The sequence below is a fragment of the Blastococcus sp. OS1-29 genome, assembly GCF_057628075.1.
In genome coordinates this window covers 354,102-373,321 of the sequence record NZ_JBXXJK010000002.1, presented here as the reverse complement: position 1 = coordinate 373,321, position 19,220 = coordinate 354,102, and the positions used below count along the sequence as shown (strand labels likewise).

The 19,220-nt window shown below is 74.4% G+C and carries 18 protein-coding genes; 8 read left to right on the top strand and 10 right to left on the bottom strand.

The window, feature by feature from the left end; all coding sequences use genetic code 11:
- Position 1: 1 nt before the first annotated feature.
- A complete protein-coding gene (locus AC2H4J_RS06485) occupies positions 2 to 2,077 on the bottom strand; it encodes a SpoIIE family protein phosphatase (RefSeq protein WP_487464031.1) in 2,076 nt (691 codons plus the stop codon).
- Positions 2,078 to 2,371: 294 nt separating this feature from the next.
- On the opposite strand from AC2H4J_RS06485, the gene AC2H4J_RS06480 reads away from it, so the two are divergent.
- The 4 genes from AC2H4J_RS06480 to AC2H4J_RS06465 all read left to right on the top strand — a co-directional run bounded on the left by AC2H4J_RS06480 (position 2,372) and on the right by AC2H4J_RS06465 (position 5,317).
- Entirely contained in the window at positions 2,372 to 2,713 is a 342-nt protein-coding gene (locus AC2H4J_RS06480; RefSeq protein WP_487464030.1) for a hypothetical protein, read from the top strand.
- 104 nt (positions 2,714 to 2,817) lie between these two features.
- The gene (locus tag AC2H4J_RS06475; RefSeq protein WP_487464029.1) at positions 2,818 to 3,804 is read left to right on the top strand and encodes a M12 family metallopeptidase; all 987 of its coding nucleotides are present in this window, start codon (positions 2,818 to 2,820) and stop codon (positions 3,802 to 3,804) included.
- Positions 3,805 to 3,828: 24 nt separating this feature from the next.
- Complete coding sequence (locus AC2H4J_RS06470) at positions 3,829 to 4,137, top strand: hypothetical protein (RefSeq protein ID WP_487464028.1); 309 nt, start codon at positions 3,829 to 3,831, stop codon at positions 4,135 to 4,137.
- A 16-nt stretch (positions 4,138 to 4,153) separates the two neighbouring features.
- Positions 4,154 to 5,317, top strand: coding sequence for a hypothetical protein (locus AC2H4J_RS06465; RefSeq protein ID WP_487464027.1), 1,164 nt, complete (start codon positions 4,154 to 4,156; stop codon positions 5,315 to 5,317).
- On the opposite strand, the gene AC2H4J_RS06460 is transcribed toward AC2H4J_RS06465, so the two are convergent.
- Genes AC2H4J_RS06460 through AC2H4J_RS06450 form a run of 3 tightly spaced genes read right to left on the bottom strand, consistent with a single transcriptional unit; the run spans position 5,293 to position 9,091 of the window.
- Complete coding sequence (locus AC2H4J_RS06460) at positions 5,293 to 6,756, bottom strand: protein adenylyltransferase SelO (RefSeq protein ID WP_487464026.1); 1,464 nt, start codon at positions 6,754 to 6,756, stop codon at positions 5,293 to 5,295. The two genes, AC2H4J_RS06465 and AC2H4J_RS06460, sit on opposite strands and share 25 nt — an antisense overlap.
- A 38-nt stretch (positions 6,757 to 6,794) precedes the next feature.
- A complete protein-coding gene (locus AC2H4J_RS06455) occupies positions 6,795 to 7,463 on the bottom strand; it encodes a response regulator (RefSeq protein WP_487464025.1) in 669 nt (222 codons plus the stop codon).
- Entirely contained in the window at positions 7,460 to 9,091 is a 1,632-nt protein-coding gene (locus AC2H4J_RS06450; protein WP_487464024.1) for a sensor histidine kinase, read from the bottom strand. Before AC2H4J_RS06450 ends, AC2H4J_RS06455 begins: the two co-directional genes overlap by 4 nt.
- Before the next feature lie 184 nt (positions 9,092 to 9,275).
- Here AC2H4J_RS06450 and AC2H4J_RS06445 point away from each other — a divergent pair, with 184 nt between their 5' ends.
- From AC2H4J_RS06445 to AC2H4J_RS06435, 3 genes are all read left to right on the top strand, one after another.
- Positions 9,276 to 10,667 (top strand): cation:dicarboxylate symporter family transporter, encoded by a 1,392-nt coding sequence (locus tag AC2H4J_RS06445; protein ID WP_487464023.1) that lies wholly within the window; start codon positions 9,276 to 9,278, stop codon positions 10,665 to 10,667.
- Positions 10,668 to 10,937: 270 nt separating this feature from the next.
- Complete coding sequence (locus AC2H4J_RS06440; RefSeq protein ID WP_487464022.1) at positions 10,938 to 11,705, top strand: ParA family protein; 768 nt, start codon at positions 10,938 to 10,940, stop codon at positions 11,703 to 11,705.
- Entirely contained in the window at positions 11,702 to 11,965 is a 264-nt protein-coding gene (locus AC2H4J_RS06435) for a hypothetical protein (protein WP_487464021.1), read from the top strand. The genes AC2H4J_RS06440 and AC2H4J_RS06435 overlap by 4 nt, the downstream gene beginning before the upstream one ends.
- 18 nt (positions 11,966 to 11,983) lie before the next feature.
- Here AC2H4J_RS06435 and AC2H4J_RS06430 read toward each other — a convergent pair whose 3' ends face one another.
- The 5 genes from AC2H4J_RS06430 to AC2H4J_RS06410 are packed head-to-tail and all read right to left on the bottom strand — an operon-like array spanning position 11,984 to position 16,491.
- A complete protein-coding gene (locus AC2H4J_RS06430) occupies positions 11,984 to 12,949 on the bottom strand; it encodes an NAD-dependent epimerase/dehydratase family protein (protein ID WP_487464020.1) in 966 nt (321 codons plus the stop codon).
- Entirely contained in the window at positions 12,946 to 13,614 is a 669-nt protein-coding gene (locus AC2H4J_RS06425) for a methyltransferase domain-containing protein (RefSeq protein WP_487464019.1), read from the bottom strand. Before AC2H4J_RS06425 ends, AC2H4J_RS06430 begins: the two co-directional genes overlap by 4 nt.
- The gene (locus AC2H4J_RS06420; protein WP_487464018.1) at positions 13,611 to 14,450 is read right to left on the bottom strand and encodes a ChbG/HpnK family deacetylase; all 840 of its coding nucleotides are present in this window, start codon (positions 14,448 to 14,450) and stop codon (positions 13,611 to 13,613) included. The genes AC2H4J_RS06425 and AC2H4J_RS06420 overlap by 4 nt, the downstream gene beginning before the upstream one ends.
- Positions 14,447 to 15,196, bottom strand: coding sequence for a glycosyltransferase family 2 protein (locus AC2H4J_RS06415; RefSeq protein ID WP_487464017.1), 750 nt, complete (start codon positions 15,194 to 15,196; stop codon positions 14,447 to 14,449). The genes AC2H4J_RS06420 and AC2H4J_RS06415 overlap by 4 nt, the downstream gene beginning before the upstream one ends.
- The gene (locus AC2H4J_RS06410) at positions 15,193 to 16,491 is read right to left on the bottom strand and encodes a hypothetical protein (protein ID WP_487464016.1); all 1,299 of its coding nucleotides are present in this window, start codon (positions 16,489 to 16,491) and stop codon (positions 15,193 to 15,195) included. Before AC2H4J_RS06410 ends, AC2H4J_RS06415 begins: the two co-directional genes overlap by 4 nt.
- A 177-nt stretch (positions 16,492 to 16,668) precedes the next feature.
- Here AC2H4J_RS06410 and AC2H4J_RS06405 point away from each other — a divergent pair, with 177 nt between their 5' ends.
- A complete protein-coding gene (locus tag AC2H4J_RS06405; protein WP_487464015.1) occupies positions 16,669 to 17,496 on the top strand; it encodes a hypothetical protein in 828 nt (275 codons plus the stop codon).
- A 6-nt stretch (positions 17,497 to 17,502) separates the two neighbouring features.
- On the opposite strand, the gene AC2H4J_RS06400 is transcribed toward AC2H4J_RS06405, so the two are convergent.
- Positions 17,503 to 19,161: a bifunctional 3'-5' exonuclease/DNA polymerase gene (locus AC2H4J_RS06400; RefSeq protein ID WP_487464014.1), complete on the bottom strand. Its 1,659-nt coding sequence runs from the start codon at positions 19,159 to 19,161 to the stop codon at positions 17,503 to 17,505.
- Positions 19,162 to 19,220 lie beyond the last annotated feature (59 nt).

Sequence of the window (19,220 nt, the reverse complement as noted above, 5' to 3'; positions counted from 1 at the left end):
ATCAGCCCCCGGTCGTCCAGCGCAGGCCGAGGATGACCGTGTCGTCGCGGCCGCCCTGGGCGGTCGTGGCGTCCATCAGGCGGTCCAGGACCGCCGGGAGCTCCTGGCCGTCGGCCGCGGCCGCGGTGGACCGCAGCCGCTCCAGGCCGGTGTCGATGACCTCGCCGCGGCGCTCCACGGCGCCGTCGGTGAAGGCCAGGAGCGTCGCCGGCCCGGAGATCCGCAGCTCCGCCACCTCCGGGGCCGCGTCCGTCGGGACGCCGACCGGCGGCGCGACCGGGCACTCCAGCATCCCGGTCCGGTCGCCGTTGAGCAGCAGCGGCGGGAAGTGGCCGGCCGACACGAGCTGCACCGTTCCCGTCGAGGGATCCAGCTCGCCGAGCAGCACGGTGGCGAACTGGTGGTCGACGGTGATGTCGAGCAACGCCCGCAGCTTGGTCAGGACGGTCCCGATGTCGTCGTCCTGCGCCAGGTACGCGCGGACGGCGAACCGGAGCGCGGCCATCGTCGTCGCCGCCGGCAGGCCCTGACCGGAGACGTCGCCCACGACGAACACGCAGTTCCCCGACGGCCGGGTGATGACGTCGTACCAGTCCCCGCCGACCTCGAGCTCGTCGACGCCGGCCACGTACCGCGCGGCCACCTCGACGCGAGCCACCCGGGGCACCTCGGGCAGCAGGGCGTGCTGCAGGGTGCGGGCGATGCCGCGCTGCTCCTGGTACAGCCGCTGGTTCTCCGCGGCGAGGCCCTCGGCGACCGCCCGGCGCCGGGACAGCGTCTCCACGGTGGCCCCGATGGCGACCGCGAGCGCACTCCCGACGCCGAGCACGATCCAGGGCAGCGACGCCGACAGCGGCCCCGTCAGGCCCGTCGGTGAGGCGGCGACCAGCGTGAAGGAGGTGTTGGCGAAGGGCACGTGCACGGTGGCCCGGTCGCCGCGGATCGGCAGCGGCGCCGTCGTCTGGATGAGCTGGTCGGGATCCGCCCGACGGCCGAGGTACGCCGCCAGCTCGAGGCCGCCGAAGGCCGCGCCGGCCTCGACGGACACCCGCCGGTTCAGCGGCGTCTCGGCGTAGACCACCAGCCCGGTGTCGCCGGGGGGCATCAGGGCGTAGGCCAGGCGCGGCTCGGGGCCCACGATGCCGGCGATGGTGAGCCGGCCGTCCGGCTTCAGCGTGCTGAAGAACGCCGCGGGGCCGCCCGACGGCAGCTGCGGCTCGGACCCGTGCAGGGCCAGTCGCTGCGGCGGGTCGCCGCCCACCCGCCACAGCGAGAGGGAGGCACGCGGGTTCGGGATCGCCGCGTCGGCGAATCGGGTGAACGGGCCGGGCTGGCCACCGGTCGCGATCGCCACCTGCCCGGCATCGGCCATCTGGACCTGACCGGCGGCCAGCTGGGTGGTGAGCAGGGTGGCCACCTGGACCACCTGCTGGCGCAGCAGGCGCTCGCTGTTGCGCGCGTTCACCACCGCGGCGAGCCAGGACAGGCCGAGGACGAGCGCGAGCACGGCCGCGGTCACCGCGAGGCTGAACCGCCGGGGCGCGCGCCGGGTGCGCGGGCCACCGGCCGGGGCGGGGGCCGGGCTCCGGCGCTCGGCGGAGACGACGGCCGGCGTCCCGGACCGGGCCCTGTTTCCCGCGCCCTCGACGTCCACCCGTGCCCAGACGACCTTCCGGCCGTCCTCGGCCGCGGTCCAGCCGTGGGCAGCGGACAGCTGCGCCACCAGGTACAGGCCCAGCCCGCCGAGCGCGGCGTCCCGGCCGACCGCGGGCACCGGGGGCGCGTCGCCCGCGGCGTCGCTGACCTCCAGCAGCCAACCGGAGGCCGTCGTGCGAACGGTCGCCTGCACCGGCGCACCGCCGTGCCGCAGGGCGTTGCTCACCAGCTCCTCGACGGCCAGCAGCAGCCGGTCGACGTCGTCGTCGGCGGCCCCGGACGGCCGCCCGCGCGTGCGCAGCAGGTCGCGCAGGGCCATGCGCATGGCCCGGAGCTCGGCGAGCGTCGTCGGCTCGCCGCGCCACAGGACGGTGTCGGGGCTCTCCGGCCGCGGCCGGGTCGCCCACAGGGCCTCGCTCATGAGCCTCATTCCGGCAGCGGTGCGGATCGGGCGCCGGTGCACATCGATGGTCCAGGACATGGGCGGCGGCTGCGCTGCCCGGCCGTCCGGGGGTCACGCACGCTCCGCGACCCGTCCGTACCGCACGTTACCGACCCGATACCCGGCGTCGGAACCAGCCACGCCCGGAGGCGTCGACGCCGGCGCCCGGGGCCCCTAGCGTCGAGCGCAGCGGGGGCGCGAGAAGGCGACGACGCCGGGCAGGAGACTCAGCAACTGCTCGATGGAGAGGCCACCTTCTCCGACAGCGAGGACGTGTCGGTCGACCTCCGCGGGGACCCCGACCGGGCCGGCTTCGTCCAGGTCATGCACGGCCGGGTCTCCGATCCCGCGCGCGCCAGGGAACTGCTGGCAGCGGTGCCGTCGGACCAGATGGCGGCCTACCGGCCAGACGTGATCGGCAGGCTCTCGATCGGGCACGACGACGGCCAGTGGACGCAGGTCCTCTATTTCACCTCGGAGGCGGCTGCCCGTGCGGGGCAAGGCAAGGAGCCACCGCCGGAGATGAAGGCCGTGATGGACGACATGATGGAGATCAGCTCGGGCCCGCCCGACTTCTTCGACCTGCGGCAGCCGCTGCTCCACTCCCCCGCCTGAGGATCCCGGCAGCGTGGTGACGCGCCGGTGACGCCCACCGTCCCACGCTGGGCCCACTGACGAGCCCCGCCCGGAGGAGCTCCCTTCCCGAAGGTTCGAGAGCCATGGACGACAGCCGCTACACGACCGCGCTGCAGCAGATCGCCCGCCTGGCGGGGGACGCGCTGGCGGGCCAGGCGCCCTCCCCGAACGGCGCTGACGCGCCGGCCGCCTTCGACCCGGGGGCGGGCTGCCGGATCATGTCGGTCCCGCCGCGACTGCTGGCCGCCGCCGCCGCGCACGCCACGCGGCTCAATCCGGTGAACGCCCCGCTGCGCGAGTTCGCCGCCGTGGGCGACGCCGGGCCCGAGGACCCGCTGAGCCTCACCCTGCGGACGACGAAGTACTGGGGGCCGGCGCCGCGGTCGCTCACGGTCAGCTTCCTGGAGACGACCGCCGCGGACCTGCGGGCGCGGATCGTCGGCCACATGAACGCCTGGGCCCAGTACTGCGGCGTCTCCTTCACCGAGACGGCGAGCGACGCCGACGTCCGCATCTCCCGCGGACCCGGTGGCTACTGGTCCTACCTCGGCACCGACATCCACCTCATCCCCGCCAACCGGCAGACGATGAACCTGCAGGGCTTCACCATGAGCACCCGCGACTCGGAGTTCTTCCGGGTCGTCCGGCACGAGACGGGTCACACCCTGGGGTTCCCGCACGAGCACATGCGCAAGGCACTCGTCGACCGCATCGACCCGCAGAAGGCCTACGTCTACTTCCAGCGGACCCAGGGATGGGACAAGCAGACCGTCGACCAGCAGGTGCTCACCCCGCTGGACCCGACCGAGATCATCGGCACGGAGGCCGACCAGGACTCCATCATGTGCTACCAGCTGCCGGCCGAGATCACGACGGATGGCCAGCCGATCCACGGGGGGGTGGACATCAACGACAGCGACGCGCGGTTCGCCGGCATCGTCTACCCGAAGAGCCTGGGTGCTCCGGCCGGTGCCCCGGCCGCCGCCGTCGCGGGGGAGGTCCCCGTTCCCCGGGCGGCCGGCGTCGTCGACTGGGATCCCCGGGAGGACCGGCCGCTCGTCCCGCGATGAGCCCGGCCCTCGCCGGGGTCCGCCGTGGGTCGCTACATCGACATCCGGCCCGACGACGAGGGTCTGCCGGCCGAGCTCGTGCTCGCCGTCGGTGACGTCGTCCGGGTCGCCGCAACCGGAGGCAGTGTCCGGTCCGGCTCCGGGGTCGAGCTGCTGGGCATCCTCACCGACAGCGTCGTCGGTTCCGACGGCTCCGTCCGCACCCCGCTCGGGCCGCCCGGCGCCGTCCTGTTCCGTGCGCGGGAGCCCGGTCGCGCCGTCGTCGACCTCGTGTCCGGCGACCCGTTCCGGGAACCACTCACCCGGACCCTGGTGGTCCGGGTGGAGCCATGACAGAGAGGGCGGCCCGATGACGTCCAGCGAGAAGGTCAGCCGGTTCCGCCGGCACGGCGGGCGCAGCTGGTCCCAGGAGATCGAGACGACGGTCGCGGCACTGGGCACGCGGATCCACATGATCCGGCAACGTCCTGTCCTGCCGTCGATGGGCGAGGGCGAACGCGATGCCATCCTCGCCGGCGTGCAGTTCCTCCTGGACGGGGCACTGCAGGCGGCGCAGGGTGCCGATCCGGAGTACCGGACCATCAAGAGCTGGTGGCGCGGCACCAGCATCGAGGCGGCCTTCCGGAAATCTCATCAGGCCGAGGCGGAGCTGGCCCGGCTGTACGACGACGCCGAGCTCAAGGCAGAAGCCCCGGCCGCGGTGGCACGCACCGACCTGGCGCTCAACCGCGACGACCCCATGCGAGCCGAGGCGACCCGGCTGCTCACGCTCGACGCGGGGCCGGAGAAGCGGGCGTTGCTCGCGAAGGTCATCCAGGTCGGGCACGAGGCCGCCGACGGGTCGCACGCCCGGGTCCGGAGTTTCCGCAACATCCTGCTGGCCACCGCCTGCTGCATCGCGTTCCTCGTCCTGGTGTTCGCGATCGTGGTGTTCGGCCACCCGTCGGCGGTCCCGTTCTGCTTCCGACCGCTCGCGACGGCCGGTGGCGGTGGCCCCACGGTGGCCTGCCCGAGCGGGGCCGGTGCCCGCCAGCAGCCCGCCGGTCTCGACGTCGTCGTCGTCGCCCTGCTCGGGCTCCTGGGCGGCGCCCTGTCGGCGGCGGTGTCGATCCGCAACGTGCGGGGCACGTCCACGCCCTACGACCTGCCGATCGCGCTGGCGCTGCTGAAGGTGCCCGCGGGCGCCCTCACCGCGCTCGGCGCGCTCATCGCCATCCGCGGCGAGTTCGTCCCCGGGCTGAGCGCGCTGGACACCCAGGAGCAGATCCTCGCCTATGCCCTGGTGTTCGGGTACGCGCAGCAGCTGCTGACCGGGTTGATCGACCGGCGGGCGCACGGCCTGCTCGACTCCGTACCGAGCAAGGACGTAGCACAGGCGCGTCCTCAGCTCTCGGTCCTCCCCCCACGCCCGCCATCACCGCCGCCCGGCGCTGGTGGGGGCGACGCGGGCCTCGGCGACGGTCAACCGCGCACGGGTGCGACGGTCGCTCAGGTGCCGCAGAACGTTCGGTAGGCACCGAAGTCCTCGGGTGCCGGCGCCGCGTACCGCTCGAGACCCGGCCGCACGTCGTAGGGACGCGTCACCGCGTCCAGCAGGCGCCGGAGGGGGTCCAGATCGCCGCCGGTGGCCGCCTCGAGAGCCTCCTCGACCAGGTGGTTGCGCGGGATGTAGACGGGGTTGACCCGGTCCATGCGCTCCGGATCGGGGCCCAGTCCCCGCCACACCTCCAGCCAGGCATCCAGGGCGGCGAGGTCCAGGACGACGCGCCGCGCGGGCTCGGCGTCCCCGCGAGCCGCCGTCCCCAGGTGCCGGAAGAACGACGTGTGGTCGACGTGGTTGTCCCTGAGCAGGCCCAGCAGGTCCTCGACCAGGGGGACGACGACGGCCTCGTCCAGCCCGTCCGGGAGCCCGAGCTTCGCCCGCATCCCCGCCGACCACGCGGCGTTGTACTCCCGGCGGAAACCGCCGAGCGACTCCACCGCGAGGGCAACCGCCTGCTCCTGGTCGTCGGCCAGCAGCGGCAGCAGGGCCTCGGCCAGGCGCGCGAGGTTCCACTCGGCCACGAGCGGCTGGTTGCCGTAGGCGTAGCGGCCGCCGCTGTCGATCGAGCTGTACACGGTGGCCGGGTCGAACACGTCCAGGAAGGCGCAGGGCCCGTAGTCGATCGTCTCGCCCGAGATCGTCATGTTGTCGGTGTTCATGACCCCGTGGACGAAGCCGACCTCCATCCAGCGGGCCACCAGCGAGGCCTGCGCCGCGACCACCGCCTCGAAGAGGGCGCGGTAGGGCTCGTCGGCCTGGGCCGCCGCGGGGTGGTGCCGGTCGATCGCGTGGTCGGCCAGCCGCCGCAGCAGGTCGACGTCCCCGGTCGCGGCCGCGTACTGGAAGCTCCCGACCCGCAGGTGACTCGCGGCCACCCGGGCGAGGACGGCGCCCGGCAGGGCGGTCTCGCGCTGCACCGTCCGGCCCGTCGCCACGACGGCGAGCGAACGGGTGGTCGGGACGCCGAGGGCGTGCATGGCCTCGCTGATCACGTACTCGCGGAGCATCGGCCCGACCGCGGCCAGCCCGTCGCCGCCGCGCGCGAACGGGGTGCGACCCGAGCCCTTGAGGTGCAGGTCGCGCAGCCCCCCGTCGGCGTCGACCAGCTCCCCGAGCAGCAGCGCGCGCCCGTCGCCCAACCGCGGCGAGTAGCCGCCGAACTGGTGGCCGGCGTACGCCTGGGCCACCGGCGTCGCCCCCGCGGGCAGGGAGACGCCGGTCAGCAGCCGGACGCCGTCGGCGCTGCGCAGCGCGGCGGCGTCGAGGCCGAGGTCGGCGGCGAGTGCCTCGTTGAGGACCAGGAGCTGCGGGTCCGGCGGCTCCTCGGCACGCCACGGACGGGCCAGTTCCGGCAGCTCGCGGGCGAACCGGTCGCCCAGGACGACGGTCGGTGCCGGTGCGACGCTCACCTCGTCGAGGGTACGTGGGGAGGCACCGGGGCGGCCGCTCAACGCCACCGGTACTCGTGCTCGGGACGCCCCGCGCCGCCGTACCGGGGCAACCTGTCGACGAGCCCCGTCTCGGCCAGGTACTCCAGGTAGCGACGTGCGGTGATGCGCGACGCGCCGATCTGCGCGGCGACCTCGGCTGCGGAGCGGCCGTCGTGCCCGCGCACCGCGGACACGACCGCGTCGAGGGTGTCCCGGCCCATCCCCTTCGGCAGCGGTGCCGGACCCCCGGGGCGCCGGGGGCGCAGCGCCCGCTCCACCTCGGCCTGGCCGGCGGCGTCTCCCCCGCCCGTGAGCCGCGCCCGGTAGTCGGCGTAGGCGACGAGCCGGTCCCGCAGGGCCGGATATGTGAACGGCTTGAGGAGGTAACCGACGACGCCGTGCGCCGCCGCCGCCCGAACCGTGGTCAGCTCCCGGGCCGAGGTGACCGCGAGGACGTCGACGTCCACGCCCGCGCCGCGGATCCGGCGGCACAGCTCGATGCCGTGCGCGTCGGGCAGGTTCATGTCCAGCAGGATGAGGTCGACCGGGGTGCGGCGCAGCGCCTCGAGGGCGGCTGCGCCGGTTGGGGCCACGGCGGCGGTGACGAAGCCCGGCGTCCGGTCCACGTAGGCCTGGTGCGCCTCAGCGGTCACCGCCTCGTCCTCCACCACCAGGACGCGGATCACCGCGCGGCCCGCGCGGGGGTGCGCAGCGGCAACGTCACCTGGAATTCCGCGCCCGGTCCCGGTCGGCAGGTCAGCGTCCCCCCGTTGCGGCGTACCGCCTGGTCCACCAGTGCCAGGCCGAGGCCACGGCCGAGCCCACGGGGATGCGCGCCGGACTCCTTCGTCGTCCAGCCGCGGTCGAAGATCCGGGACAGGTCCTCCTCGGCGAGGCCCGGCCCGGTGTCCTCGACGCGGATCTGCAGGCCGTCGCCGGAGGTCCACAGGGCGACCTGGACCTCGCGTGGCGGCTCACCGGACAGCGCCGCGTCGATCGCGTTGTCCACGAGGTTGCCCACGATGGTCACCAGGTCGCCACCCGGTATCCCCGTACTGCCCACGGCCGAGGAGGGATCGATCTCCAGCAGGACCCCGCGTTCGTGCGCGGTGGCGGCCTTGCCCAGCAGCAGAGCGGCGAGGACCGGCTCGCCGACGGCAGCCACCACCCGGTCGGTCAGCCGCTGTGCGGACTCCAGCTCGGCGGTGGCGAAGTCCACCGCGTCCTGGGCGCGCCCCAGCTCGACGAGGGACACCGTGGTGTGCAGTCGGTTGGCGGCCTCGTGCGCCTGCGCCCGGAGGGCCTCGGCGAACGCACGCACGCTGTCGAGTTCGCCGGTCAGAGCCTGCAGCTCGGTGTGGTCCCGCAGCGTCACCACGGTGCCGGCCGACGTGTCCCCCGGCCGCGCAGCCGCCTGGTTGACGACCAGCACGCGCGTCCCCGTCACGTGCACCTCGTCCACCGCGGGCTCCTGCCGGCGCAGGGTCTCGGTGAGATCGCGGGGCAGGTCGAGGTCGGCGACCGACCGCCCGACCGGGTCCTCCTCGAGGGACAGCAACCGGCGGCCCTCGTCGTTGACCAGCAGGACGCGCTGCTCGCCGTCCACGAGGAGCAGCCCCTCCCGGACGGCGTGCAGCACCGCCTCGTGGTACTCGACCATGCTGCTCAACGCGGCCGGCGACAGCCCTCGCGTCTGCCGGCGCAGGCGCCGGCTGAGCACCCAGCTGCCCGCCGCGCCGACGACGAACGCGGCCAGCGCCGTCCCGGCGATACCGGGCAGCGCCGCGGTGAGGTCGTGCCCGATGGTGCTCAGCGTGATGCCGGCGGACACGACCGCGAGGACGCGGCCGTCGGCATCCAGGACCGGACCGGTCGTCCGCAGCGACGCCCCGAGCGTGCCGGTGTAGGTCTCGGTGAACGTCCGCCCGGCCAGCGCGGGCGCGATCGTCCCGCGGTACGGGAGGCCGATCTGGGCCGGGTCCGGGTGCGTGAACCGGGTTCGGTCAGGGGCGAACACGGTGATGAAGGACAGCCCGGTGTGGTGGCGGACGTCCTCGACGTAGGGCTGGAGGACGGCTGTCGGGTCCGGGCCGGTGACCGCCTGCCGGACGAGCGGTGACCGGGCGAGGCTCTCGACGACCGCCGTCGTCCGCTGGGTCGCCGTCCGGTCGACCGTCGAGCGCGCGTCCACGTACGCCACCACGGACGACGTCAGGACGACGGCGACCACCACGAGGCCCTGCAGCAGCAGGAGCTGGGCGGCCAGGCTGGTCTTCCCCGGCGACCGCGGTCGACGGGCTCCGGGGGTGCGCACGCCCCAGAGTGTCCGCCCGATACCCACCACGTCCCATCCGTGCCCGATCGGGCTCCGTGCACGAAATGAACGAATCAGTGACCACGGTCACGACGAACCGCACTGTGAGCTGCGTCGCCCGCACGGGGGCGACCCGCACCCCGGGCGGACCGCACCGTCCCGGCCGACTCCACAGGAGCAGTCAATGGCAGGCACCACCTCAGCGGCACCCGGAACGCGGCGGGCCGACCGCACCCACCGGCTCTACATGGCGGTCATCGCCGCCGTGGGCCTCGGCATCGCCGTCGGATTCCTCTTCCCCGACGTCGCGGTCGAGCTCAAGTGGATCGGCACCGCCTTCGTGAGCCTGATCAAGATGCTGATCGCCCCGGTCATCTTCTGCACGATCGTCCTCGGCATCGGATCCATCCGGAGCGCCGCGAAGGTCGGCCGGGTGGGTGGCCTGGCTCTGGGCTACTTCCTGGTGATGTCCACCGTGGCCCTGGCCATCGGCCTGGTGGTCGGCAACGTGCTGCACCCGGGGTCCGGTCTGCACCTGACCGAGGCGCTGCGCGGCCAGGGCGCCACGCTCGCGGCGACCGGTGCGGAGGCAGGCGGGACGACGGACTTCCTCCTCGGCCTCATCCCGACGACCCTGCTGTCGGCACTCACCTCGGGTTCGGTGCTGCAGGCTCTGCTCATCGCGCTGCTCGTCGGCTTTGCCATCCAGGCGATGGGCCGGTCCGGCGAGCCGCTGCTGCGCGGCATCGGTCACCTGCAGAAGCTCGTCTTCCGGATCCTCGGCATGGTGATGTGGCTGGCGCCGATCGGTGCGTTCGGGGCGATCGCCGCGGTGGTCGGCGCGACCGGCATCGACGCCCTCAAGAGCCTCGCGTACCTGATGCTGGGCTTCTACGCCGCGTGCGCGATCTTCGTCCTCGTCGTCCTCGGCGGCCTGCTCCGTGTCGTGGCCGGCGTCAACGTGTTCTCGCTGCTCCGCTACCTCGGCCGGGAGTTCCTGCTGATCTTCTCGACGTCCTCGTCGGAGACCGCACTGCCGCGGCTGATCGCCAAGATGGAGCACGCCGGCGTCAGCAAGCCGGTCGCCGGCATCGTCGTCCCGACCGGGTACTCGTTCAACCTCGACGGCACCGCGATCTACCTGACCATGGCCTCGCTGTTCATCGCGCAGGCGCTGGGCACGCCGCTGTCGCTCAGCGCCCAGATGGGGCTGCTGGTCTTCATGGTCGTCGCCTCCAAGGGGGCGGCCGGGGTCACCGGCGCGGGCCTGGCCACCCTCGCCGGTGGGCTCTCCACGCACCGTCCCGACCTGCTCGACGGCGTGGGACTCATCGTCGGGATCGACCGCTTCATGTCCGAGGCGCGCGCGGTGACCAACTTCGCCGGCAACGCCGTCGCGACCGTGCTCATCGCCACCTGGACCAAGGAGCTGGACCGCGTCCAGTTCGATGCCGCGCTCTCGGGTCGCCTGCCGTTCGACGAGGCGACGATGATCGACGACGCGGCGGACGACGGCGGCGCTCCGCCGTCGGCTGCGGCGACTCCCGCACTCCGGGGCGAGCCGGTCCCCGTCTGACGTCCCCCGACGGTCCCCGGTGCCCGGCTCCCCCTCGGGGGGCCGGGCACCGGCCTTTCGTCAATCCCGACCGTGGTGGCCCAGCCGTCCGCGGAGTGGTCGACGACTGCTACTCGCGGGTACGTGAGCGCAGGTCGGAGTTCGATCTTGAAGGAGGCGCGCCGGACCGGATGGGAGCCCTGAGCAGGGTGCGCCGGATGTGACTCCGAACCTGCGAAACAGCGGCACGGCGTCCCTGTGTCCACGGTCCCCGCCCGCACACTTCCGGCCATGCGGCTGGCGGTGTGCTCGTCCAAAGGTGGAGTCGGTAAAACGACGACCGCGGCGAATCTCGCGGTGGCCCTGGGCCGCCACGGTCGCGTCCTGGCCGTCGACGTCGACCCGCAGGAGAGCCTCGGCCGGGCGTTCGGCGTCGTCGCCAAGGGGCGCTACGACAGCCTCGCCGCGCTGGTGGAGGACCCCAGCGAGGAAGCGCGCGGGATGATCCGCTTCGACGTCGCCCCGGGGCTGGACCTGTTGCCCGCGCATCCCTCCCTGGAGACGGCCGCGATCCAGCTGGCCACCTCCGGGGGGCTGACCACCAGCGTGCGGCGGGTCCTCAAGCCGCTGCTGGCCGACTACGACCACGTCGTCCTGGACACCCGCGGCGACCTGTCGGGCCTGACGCTCGCCGCGGTCTGCGCCGTCGACTCGGTGCTGACCGTGTTCACCAGCGACCCTGGCTCAGCGCTCGGCGCGGCCCGCGTCGCCGCGTTCCTGGAGCAGCACCGCGACTACGAGAACACCCGGGCGGTCCTCGTGGGGGTCGCCTGCGCCGTGTGGGACGCGCAGGGCCGGGCCGCGCGCGAGGTGGCCGGCGCACTGGAGCACTCGGACCTCCCGCTGCTGTCGACCCGCATCCCGCTGTCCCGGCGGGTGCCGACCAGCACGCTCGCCAAGCAACCCGTCGTCCTGTCCGCCCCCACCAGTCCCGTGACGACCGCCTACCTGGCGCTCGCCGACGAAGTGCTCGCCGCCGCCGAAAGGGCCACCGCATGACCGCCACCGCGAACTCCCGGACGCTGCAGGACGATCTTCTCCAGGACCTCCGGCAGACCGCCCCCATGCCCGACCCCCGTCCGGGCGCCGCACGGTCCCGGCCGAAGCGCAATCCGATGGAGTCCTCCGCGGCCCCGCCGGCGGTGGAGCTGCGGGTCACCCGGACCCGCTGGCTCGCGCCGAGCATGCGGCTGGCCTCGAAGGGCCTGGTCGTGAACGCGGGTCCGATCTCGGTGTCGGTGGGCTTCTCCGGCCGTTGACGGGCTCGGAGGTGGCGATCAGCCCGCCGCCGCGCGTGCACTCGCGCGCACCCACTGGACCGTCTCGGTCAGGCCGTCCCGGAGGCCGGTCCTCGGCTCCCAGCCCAGGTGCTCCTTGGCGCGGGCGGCCGCCAGCGCCGACCGCTGCAGTTCCCCGAGCCGGGCGGGCCCGGTCCGCGGCTCGTCGGGCACGCCGCACAGTCGCGCCAGTTCGGTGTGCAGTTGACGGACGGTCGTCTCGATCCCGGTGCCGATGTTGACCCGCAGCCCGTCGGCCCGGGACCCGCACGCGGCCACGAACGCGTCGGCGACGTCCCCCACGTAGACGAAGTCCCGCGTCTGCGCCCCGTCGCCGTAAATGGTCGTCGGCAACCCGGCGAGCATCCGCCCGGTGAACAGCGAGATCACCCCGGCCTGCCCGCGGGGGTCCTGCCGGGGGCCGTAGACGTTCGCCATCGCCAACGCCGTCCACCGCAGGCCGTACAGCCGCTGGAAGGTCTGCAACCACAGCTCGGCGGCGGCCTTGCTCGCGGCGTACGGCGATTCCGGGGCGACGACCGCGTCCTCCCCGACCGGGGGCGGCGTGGCCGAGCCGTAGATGGAGCCGCCGGAGGAGGCGAAGACGACCTTCTCGACCCCTGCCTGACGGGCCGCCTCCAGCACGGCGACTGTGCCGACGACGTTGCGCAGGGCGTCGTTGACCGGGTCGGCCACCGACGCCCGGACGTCGATCGCGGCGGCGAGGTGGCAGACGGCACGGACTCCTGCCGAGCGCAGGGTGTCGGTGAGGCCGGGCCCGGCGACGTCGGACCGCACGAGCTCGACGTCCCCACGGACGGCGGCCAGGTTGGCGGCCGATCCGGCGGACAGGTCGTCGATCACGAGCACCCGGTGCCCGGCGGCGGCCAGCGCCGCGGTGACGTGGGATCCGATGAAACCGGCGCCCCCCGTGACCGCCACGACCGCGGGTCGGTCGCTCGTCATCGGGCCCGGCCGACCAGCAGGTGGTGCGGGTGCAGGCGGCCCCGGTCCAGCCGGAGGGAGCGGATCTCCCGGAGGCCCGCAGCGGCCAGCCAGCGGGCCCGCTCGTCGGGATCGGTGAACGCGAACTCCGGGGAGCCGGCGGTGATCTTCAGGACGCGCACGGCCAGAGCCTCCTGCAGGGCGTTCCACCGCGCCTTCCACCGCGGGCGGGTCGCCATGTCCTTGACCACCAGCAGCCCGCCGGGTGCCAGTGCCGCGGCGCAGGACGTCAGCAGCGCCCGCTGGGCCTTCTCGTCGAGCAGGTAGAGGACGTCGACGAGGACCACGGCGTCCCACGGGCCTTCCGGCACCGCGCCGGACTCGCTGACCGCGAAGTCGAGGCGCCCGCCGGCGGCCGGCGCGGACGCGGCGGCGACGGCGATCTTGTCGACGTCGATGTCCACCCCGTGCACCCGGAGCCGGGGCGACCGGCGGACCAGGTAGCCGCTGAAGAGTCCGTGCCCGCAGCCGACCTCGAGCACCCGGCCCTCGTCGGGCAGCGCCTCGACGATGGGCGGGAACGGGCAGGTCAGCCAGCGCACCAGGACGTGCAACCGCGCGCCGAGCGGCTCCGCGCGGTACGCCCGCATCGCCGCCCGTGCGGCGGCGTCCGGCCAGCGGGTCATGCGCTCGCCGCCACGTCGGCGAAAGTCGCCAACCGCCAGCCGGCGTCATCCACCAGCGAGCGGGTCGAGGGCGCGGTGAGCATGTCCAGCTCGTCGCCCCAGCGGTACCCCCACTCGAACCGGGACAGCTCGGGCTCGCCCGCCTCGCCGGGATGGGTGTTGATCTCGGCCGTCGGCGCGCCGCCGTCGGTCAGCGTCCGCAGCGCGGTCGCGAACCTTTCGCCGTCCAGGTGTCCCGCCTCGTCCAGCCCGGCGTACGCCCCGGTCGTGACCAGCCCGGCCCGGTCGAGCCGGCGTCGGAGCCGCCCGGCCAGGATCCGGACGCCGGCTCCCAGCGGCCCGCGCCGCCGGCTCCCCGGCAGCCGCACGCAGGCGATGCCGGCCGAGCGGGCCAGCTCGACGACGACGGCGGCTACCCCCGGCCACAGGTGGGTGTGCTGGTGGGTGTCCAGGTGTGTGACGGGCACGCCGATGCCCCGCACGCGTTCCAGCTGGGCACGGAACTCGCGAGCGACGTCGTCGGAGTCGATCCGGCCGGCCGCGCCGCGGGCGACCACGGTTCGGTACGACAGCGGGAATCGCCCCTCCCGGTCGACGAGCGTGGGCACCTCCCGGGCCGAGAGCAGGGGGCGGTCCTCGCCCACGATGGCCAGATGGGCGCCGAGGCCGAGCCCGTCGGCCGACCGCACGGCCGCGGCGGCCTGGTCGAACGCCGTGCCCACGGCCAGCACCGACGTCGAGGTCACGATGCCGCCGGAGTGCGCGCGCTGGACGGCGCGGCAGATCCCGGGGGTCAGGCCCATGTCGTCGGCGTTCACCACCAGCAGGCGGCTCACCCGGCGACCGGGGCCAGGTGCGACAGCTCGGCCCGCAGCTGGCGCATCTCCTTCAGCATCCGCCGGATGACCGCCGGCGAGGACAGCGTCGAGACCCCGCGGGTGCGCGGGAAGTAGTCGACGCCGATCTGCACGATGTGGAAGCCGAGCCGCTGGGCGCGGATGACCAGCTCGGCGTCGATGAAGGAGCCCTCGCTGACCGGCTGCGCGACGTCGAGCACCCGCCGGCGCACCAGCTTGAAGGCGAAGTTCACGTCGCGGACCCGCGTGCCGAAGGCGAGCTGGACCAGCCAGTTGTAGACGAACGAGTACACGGCCCGCCGCGGTCCCTCACCGGTGCGGTCCAGGCGGTAGGCGCTCACCATGTCCGCGTCGTAGTGGCGCAGCACCCGCAGCGCCCGGCCGAGCTCGAGCATCTCGAACGGCAGGTCGGCGTCGGTGTAGAGGACGACGTCACCGCGGACGGACGCGAACCCCGTCTTGATGCCGCCGCCCAGCCCGCGGTTCACCGGGTGGTGCACGACCCTGATGCGGGAGTCCGCGGCCGCCAGGGCATCGGCGATCTCCGGGGTGCGGTCGGTCGAGCAGTCGTCGACGATCACCAGCTCGTAGGCGGCGATCTCACCGATCCCGACCAGCCGCTGGCACTCCTCCTCGGCGGCTCGGACGGCGCGCTCGACGTAGTCCTCCTCGTTCCACATGGGGAAGAAGATCGACAGCAGCTCGACCTTGCCGGGCGAGTTCACGAGACCTCCACGCCGTTGACGAATGCGATCAGGGCGGTGCACAACCCGAGGAACAGCAACGGGAGCACCACCGGGGCCAGCCACCTCGGACGCCGGTCCCCGGCGAGCACCACGCCTGCCGCCGCCAGGACCGGATAGGCATCCAGAACGTACCTGCCGATCCCCATGAAGTCCTTCGTGCCGATCAGCGGGATCCCCAGCGACACCACCGCGTAGGCGGCATAGCCCCAGCCGAACCGGCGCCACACGGTGACCAGCAGGAGGACCGCGATGAGGGCGGCCAGCGCCTGCGGAGCGACCAGGACGACGTCGTGCCAGCGGCCGTAGTAGAGGGCACCGAAGAAGGGGATCTTGAACCAGGTGCGCGGGCCGCCCTCCTGGTTCCAGCCGGGGGCCCCCTGGACGGTGGCGAAGGCGACCGGGTCGTCGAACCGGAGCCAGAGGTAGACCATCCAGGCGAGCAGCCCCGCCCCGGAGATCAGGACGGTCGCCTGACGCCACCGCAGGTGCGGGACCGCCCGGACCAGCTCCCGGAACGGCATCGGCCGGCGGACCACCGCGGGGAGGTCTCCCTCCGGTCCGGCCGGGGCGCCGCCGGCGTGTGCGCGCGCGTCCACCAGCACCGGAGTGTTCACGCGGGCGGCGCGGTCCTCGGCGAGCAGCTCCGTGGCCCGGACGACCAGGCCCACGGCCACGGCGACCCCCACCGGGCGCCCCGCCGTCGCCAGGGCGCCGACCAGCCCGGCGAGCACGTAGTGGCGACGCTCGAGCAGGGCGAAGGACCCCATCGCGGTCAGCAGGAACAGTGCGTCGCTGTACCCGCTGCCGTAGAGGAAGAGGCTGTAGGGGTAGACGAGCAGCAGGGCCACCGCGACGACGGCGGCGCGGGGGTCCAACCGCGACCGCACCCAGTCGGCGAACAGCATCACCGCGGCCGCCGCGCAGATCAGGGTCAGCAGTCCCGCGGCCGTGGAGTAGTCGCCGCCGAGGAGCACGCCGAGCCCGTGGACCAGCAGCGGGAACGCGGGGAAGAAGGCGATCGAGGACTGCTGGCCGGGGGTGTAGGCGTACCCCTCCGAGGCGATCCGGTAGTACCAGCCCGAATCGCCCTGGAAGAGCGCGTCGAGCCATTGCGGGCCGTCCAGGTGGCCGTGCCCCGGGGTGGGGCCGACCACCTGGAAGGTGGACCAGCCGATGACGGCCGCCACCACGGTCATGACGACGAAGGCGCCGAGGGCGTAGAGAGGCAGGCGGCGGACGATCGCGTCCAGGCCCCCGCTGCGCTGCTGCGGCACGTCCCAGAATCTATGTCGGGCTCTCGACGGCAGCCGCAGCGACACCCCTGCGCGCGCCAGATCCCGGGCCTCGCGCGGCCGCCCGGCCACCATGGGTCGTCCGTCCGGCGGGTACGGCCGGTCGCACGCCACAGGAACACGCAGCCACAGGAACACGCAGAGGGAACGGAGGTCGGAGTGCTGCTCGCCGTGCTGGCCGTTGCCGGGGCGGCCCTCTGCTACGGCGCGAGCGCCGTGCTCCAGGCGGCAGCGGTCGCCCGACCGGGCCGTGCCGACCTGACCGGCCTGCTGGCCCGGCTGGCCGGCGACCCGCGCTATCTGGGCGGCCTGCTGCTCGTGGCCATGGGCTTCCTGTTCTCCGTCGTGGCGATCCGGGCGCTCCCGTTGTTCGTCGTGCAGGCCGGGCGCGCCTCCAGCCTCGGGGTCACCGCCGCGCTGGCCACGGTGGTCCTCGGCACCCGGTTGCTCCGGCGCGAGCTGCTCGCCCTCGGTGGGGTCGCCGTCGGGCTGGTCGCCGTGGCGCTGGCCGCGCGTCCGCAGGGACCGGCGCAGGTGCCCGAGGCGGTCCGGTGGGTGGTGCTCGCCGCGGCCGCGGTGCTGGCCGGTCTCGTGGTCACCGCGGCCCGCACCCGTCCGTCACCCCGTGCGGCCACGCTCCTGGCCGTGCTCGGGGGCAGCTGCTTCGGGATGCTCGCCCTGGCGGCCCGTGTCCTGGGCCCGATCGCGCTGCCCGGCGTGCTGACCGATCCCAGCGCGTACGCCGTCGGGGTGGCTGCTGCGGCCGGCCTGGTCGCCAACGCCCTCGCCCTGCACCGGGGCACCGTGGTCGCGGTGACGACGACGATGGTCGCGACCGAAGCCGCGCTCGGGTCGCTGCTCGGCCTCGCGGTGGGCGACCGTCCGGCGCACGGGCTGGCGCTGCTGGCGGTCGCGGGCTTCGTCGTCACCGTCGGGAGCGCGCTGTCCCTGGCCCGCTTCGGCGCCCCCGAGCTCGACGGCGCCTGAGCCGGCTCAGCCGGCGTCTGCCCAGGACCCGACGACCGAAACGTCGAGCGGGAAGTCGACGGGGAAGCCGCCGAACAGCAGGCGACCGGCCTCCGCGGCCGAGCGGCGCACCTGCTCGGCCACGTCCTCCGCGAGGGCCTCCGGGGTGTGCACCACCACCTCGTCGTGCAGGAAGAAGACCAGGTGCGGCCGCTCGTGCAGCTCGCCGTCCCCCAGTGTCCACAGGCGGTTGCGCAGGTCGGCCAGCCAGCACAGCGCCCACTCGGCCGCGGTCCCCTGGACGACGAAGTTGCGGGTGAACCGGCCCCAGGCCCGGCGGTGGCGGTCGCGGTCCTCGCGCGAGCCCCCGTCGTCGGCCGGCTCCCCCAGCTCGCCGCCGCTCTGCGCCCAGGCCCCCGTCGGCGCCGGGGACCCCCGCCCGAGCAGGGTGTGCACCACCCCGCCCCGCTCCCCCGTCCGCGCCGCCTGTTCGACCAGCTCGATCGCGCGCGGGTACCGGCGGGTCAGCCGCGGGAGCATCCGGCCGCTCTCGCCGCGGGTGCCGCCGTACATCGCGCCGAGGATGCCCACCTTGGCCTCGGCGCGGGTTGCCACCGCGCCGCTGGCCACCATGCCCTGGTACAGGTCCGTCGCCCGCGCCGCCTCGGCCATGGCCAGGTCGCCGCTCATGGCGGCGAGCACCCGCGGTTCCAGCTGGGCGACGTCGGCGACGACGAACCGCCAGCCCTCGTCGGCGACGGCCGCGGGACGCACCTGGACCGGAACGGACAGCGCTCCCCCGCCGGTCGACGCCCAACGGCCGGTCACGACGCCGCCGGGGAGGAAGTTCGGCCGGAAGCGGCCGTCGCGGGCCCAGGCGTCCAGCCAGGTCCAGCCGTTCGCCGTCATCAGCCGCGCGAGCTTCTTGTACTCGAGCAGCGCCGGGATGCCCGCATGCTCGAGCTGCTCGAGGGTCCACGAGCGCGTGTCGGTGACCGGCAGGCCCGCCGCCTGCAGGGCGCGCAGCAGCTCCGCGGGCGAATCCGGGTTCAGGCCCGGCGCCGGGAAGGCGGCTCGGATCTCCCCGGCCAGCCGTTCCAGCACGGCGGGGCGCGCGCCGGCGGCCGGTCGCGGGCCGAGCAGCTCGGTGAGCAACCGGTCGTGCACGTCGGCCCGCCACGGCAGCCCTGCGTGTGTCATCTCGGCGGCGACCAGCGCGCCGGAGGTCTCCGCGGCGAGCAGCAGCGCCAGCCGCCCGCGCTCGGGCGAGGCCTCCACCGCCGCCTGCTGCCGGTCGTGCTCGGCGAGCGGATCCAGCCGGTCGGCCGGGTCCGCCAGAGGGAACAGCGCGGGGTCGGCCGCGGTGACCGGTTGCAGCTCGTCCCAGCCGGCCGTCCCGTCGGCGGCGAGCAGCGACTGGTCCACGAACGGCGAACGCCGGAGGACGGCGTGGCACAGCCGCAGGTCGGTGCAGCGGGCCACCCGCACGCCGGCGGCGAGCAGCGCGGGGTACCAGCGGGTGGTGTCGTCCCACACCCAGCGCACGGGGTGCTGCTCGCGCTCGGCGACGAACGACGGCAGCGCGTCGGTCGGCAGCACGACGGGCCGCGGCGCCGTCCCGTCGTGCCGGCACTCGCGCGCCTCCACGAGGTCCCCGCCGCGGCGCAGCAGGACCACCCGGTTCACCGGCCCAGTCTCGCCGAGGAGTCCGACAACCTCCCGAACCGGCCGCCGACGTGCTTGGC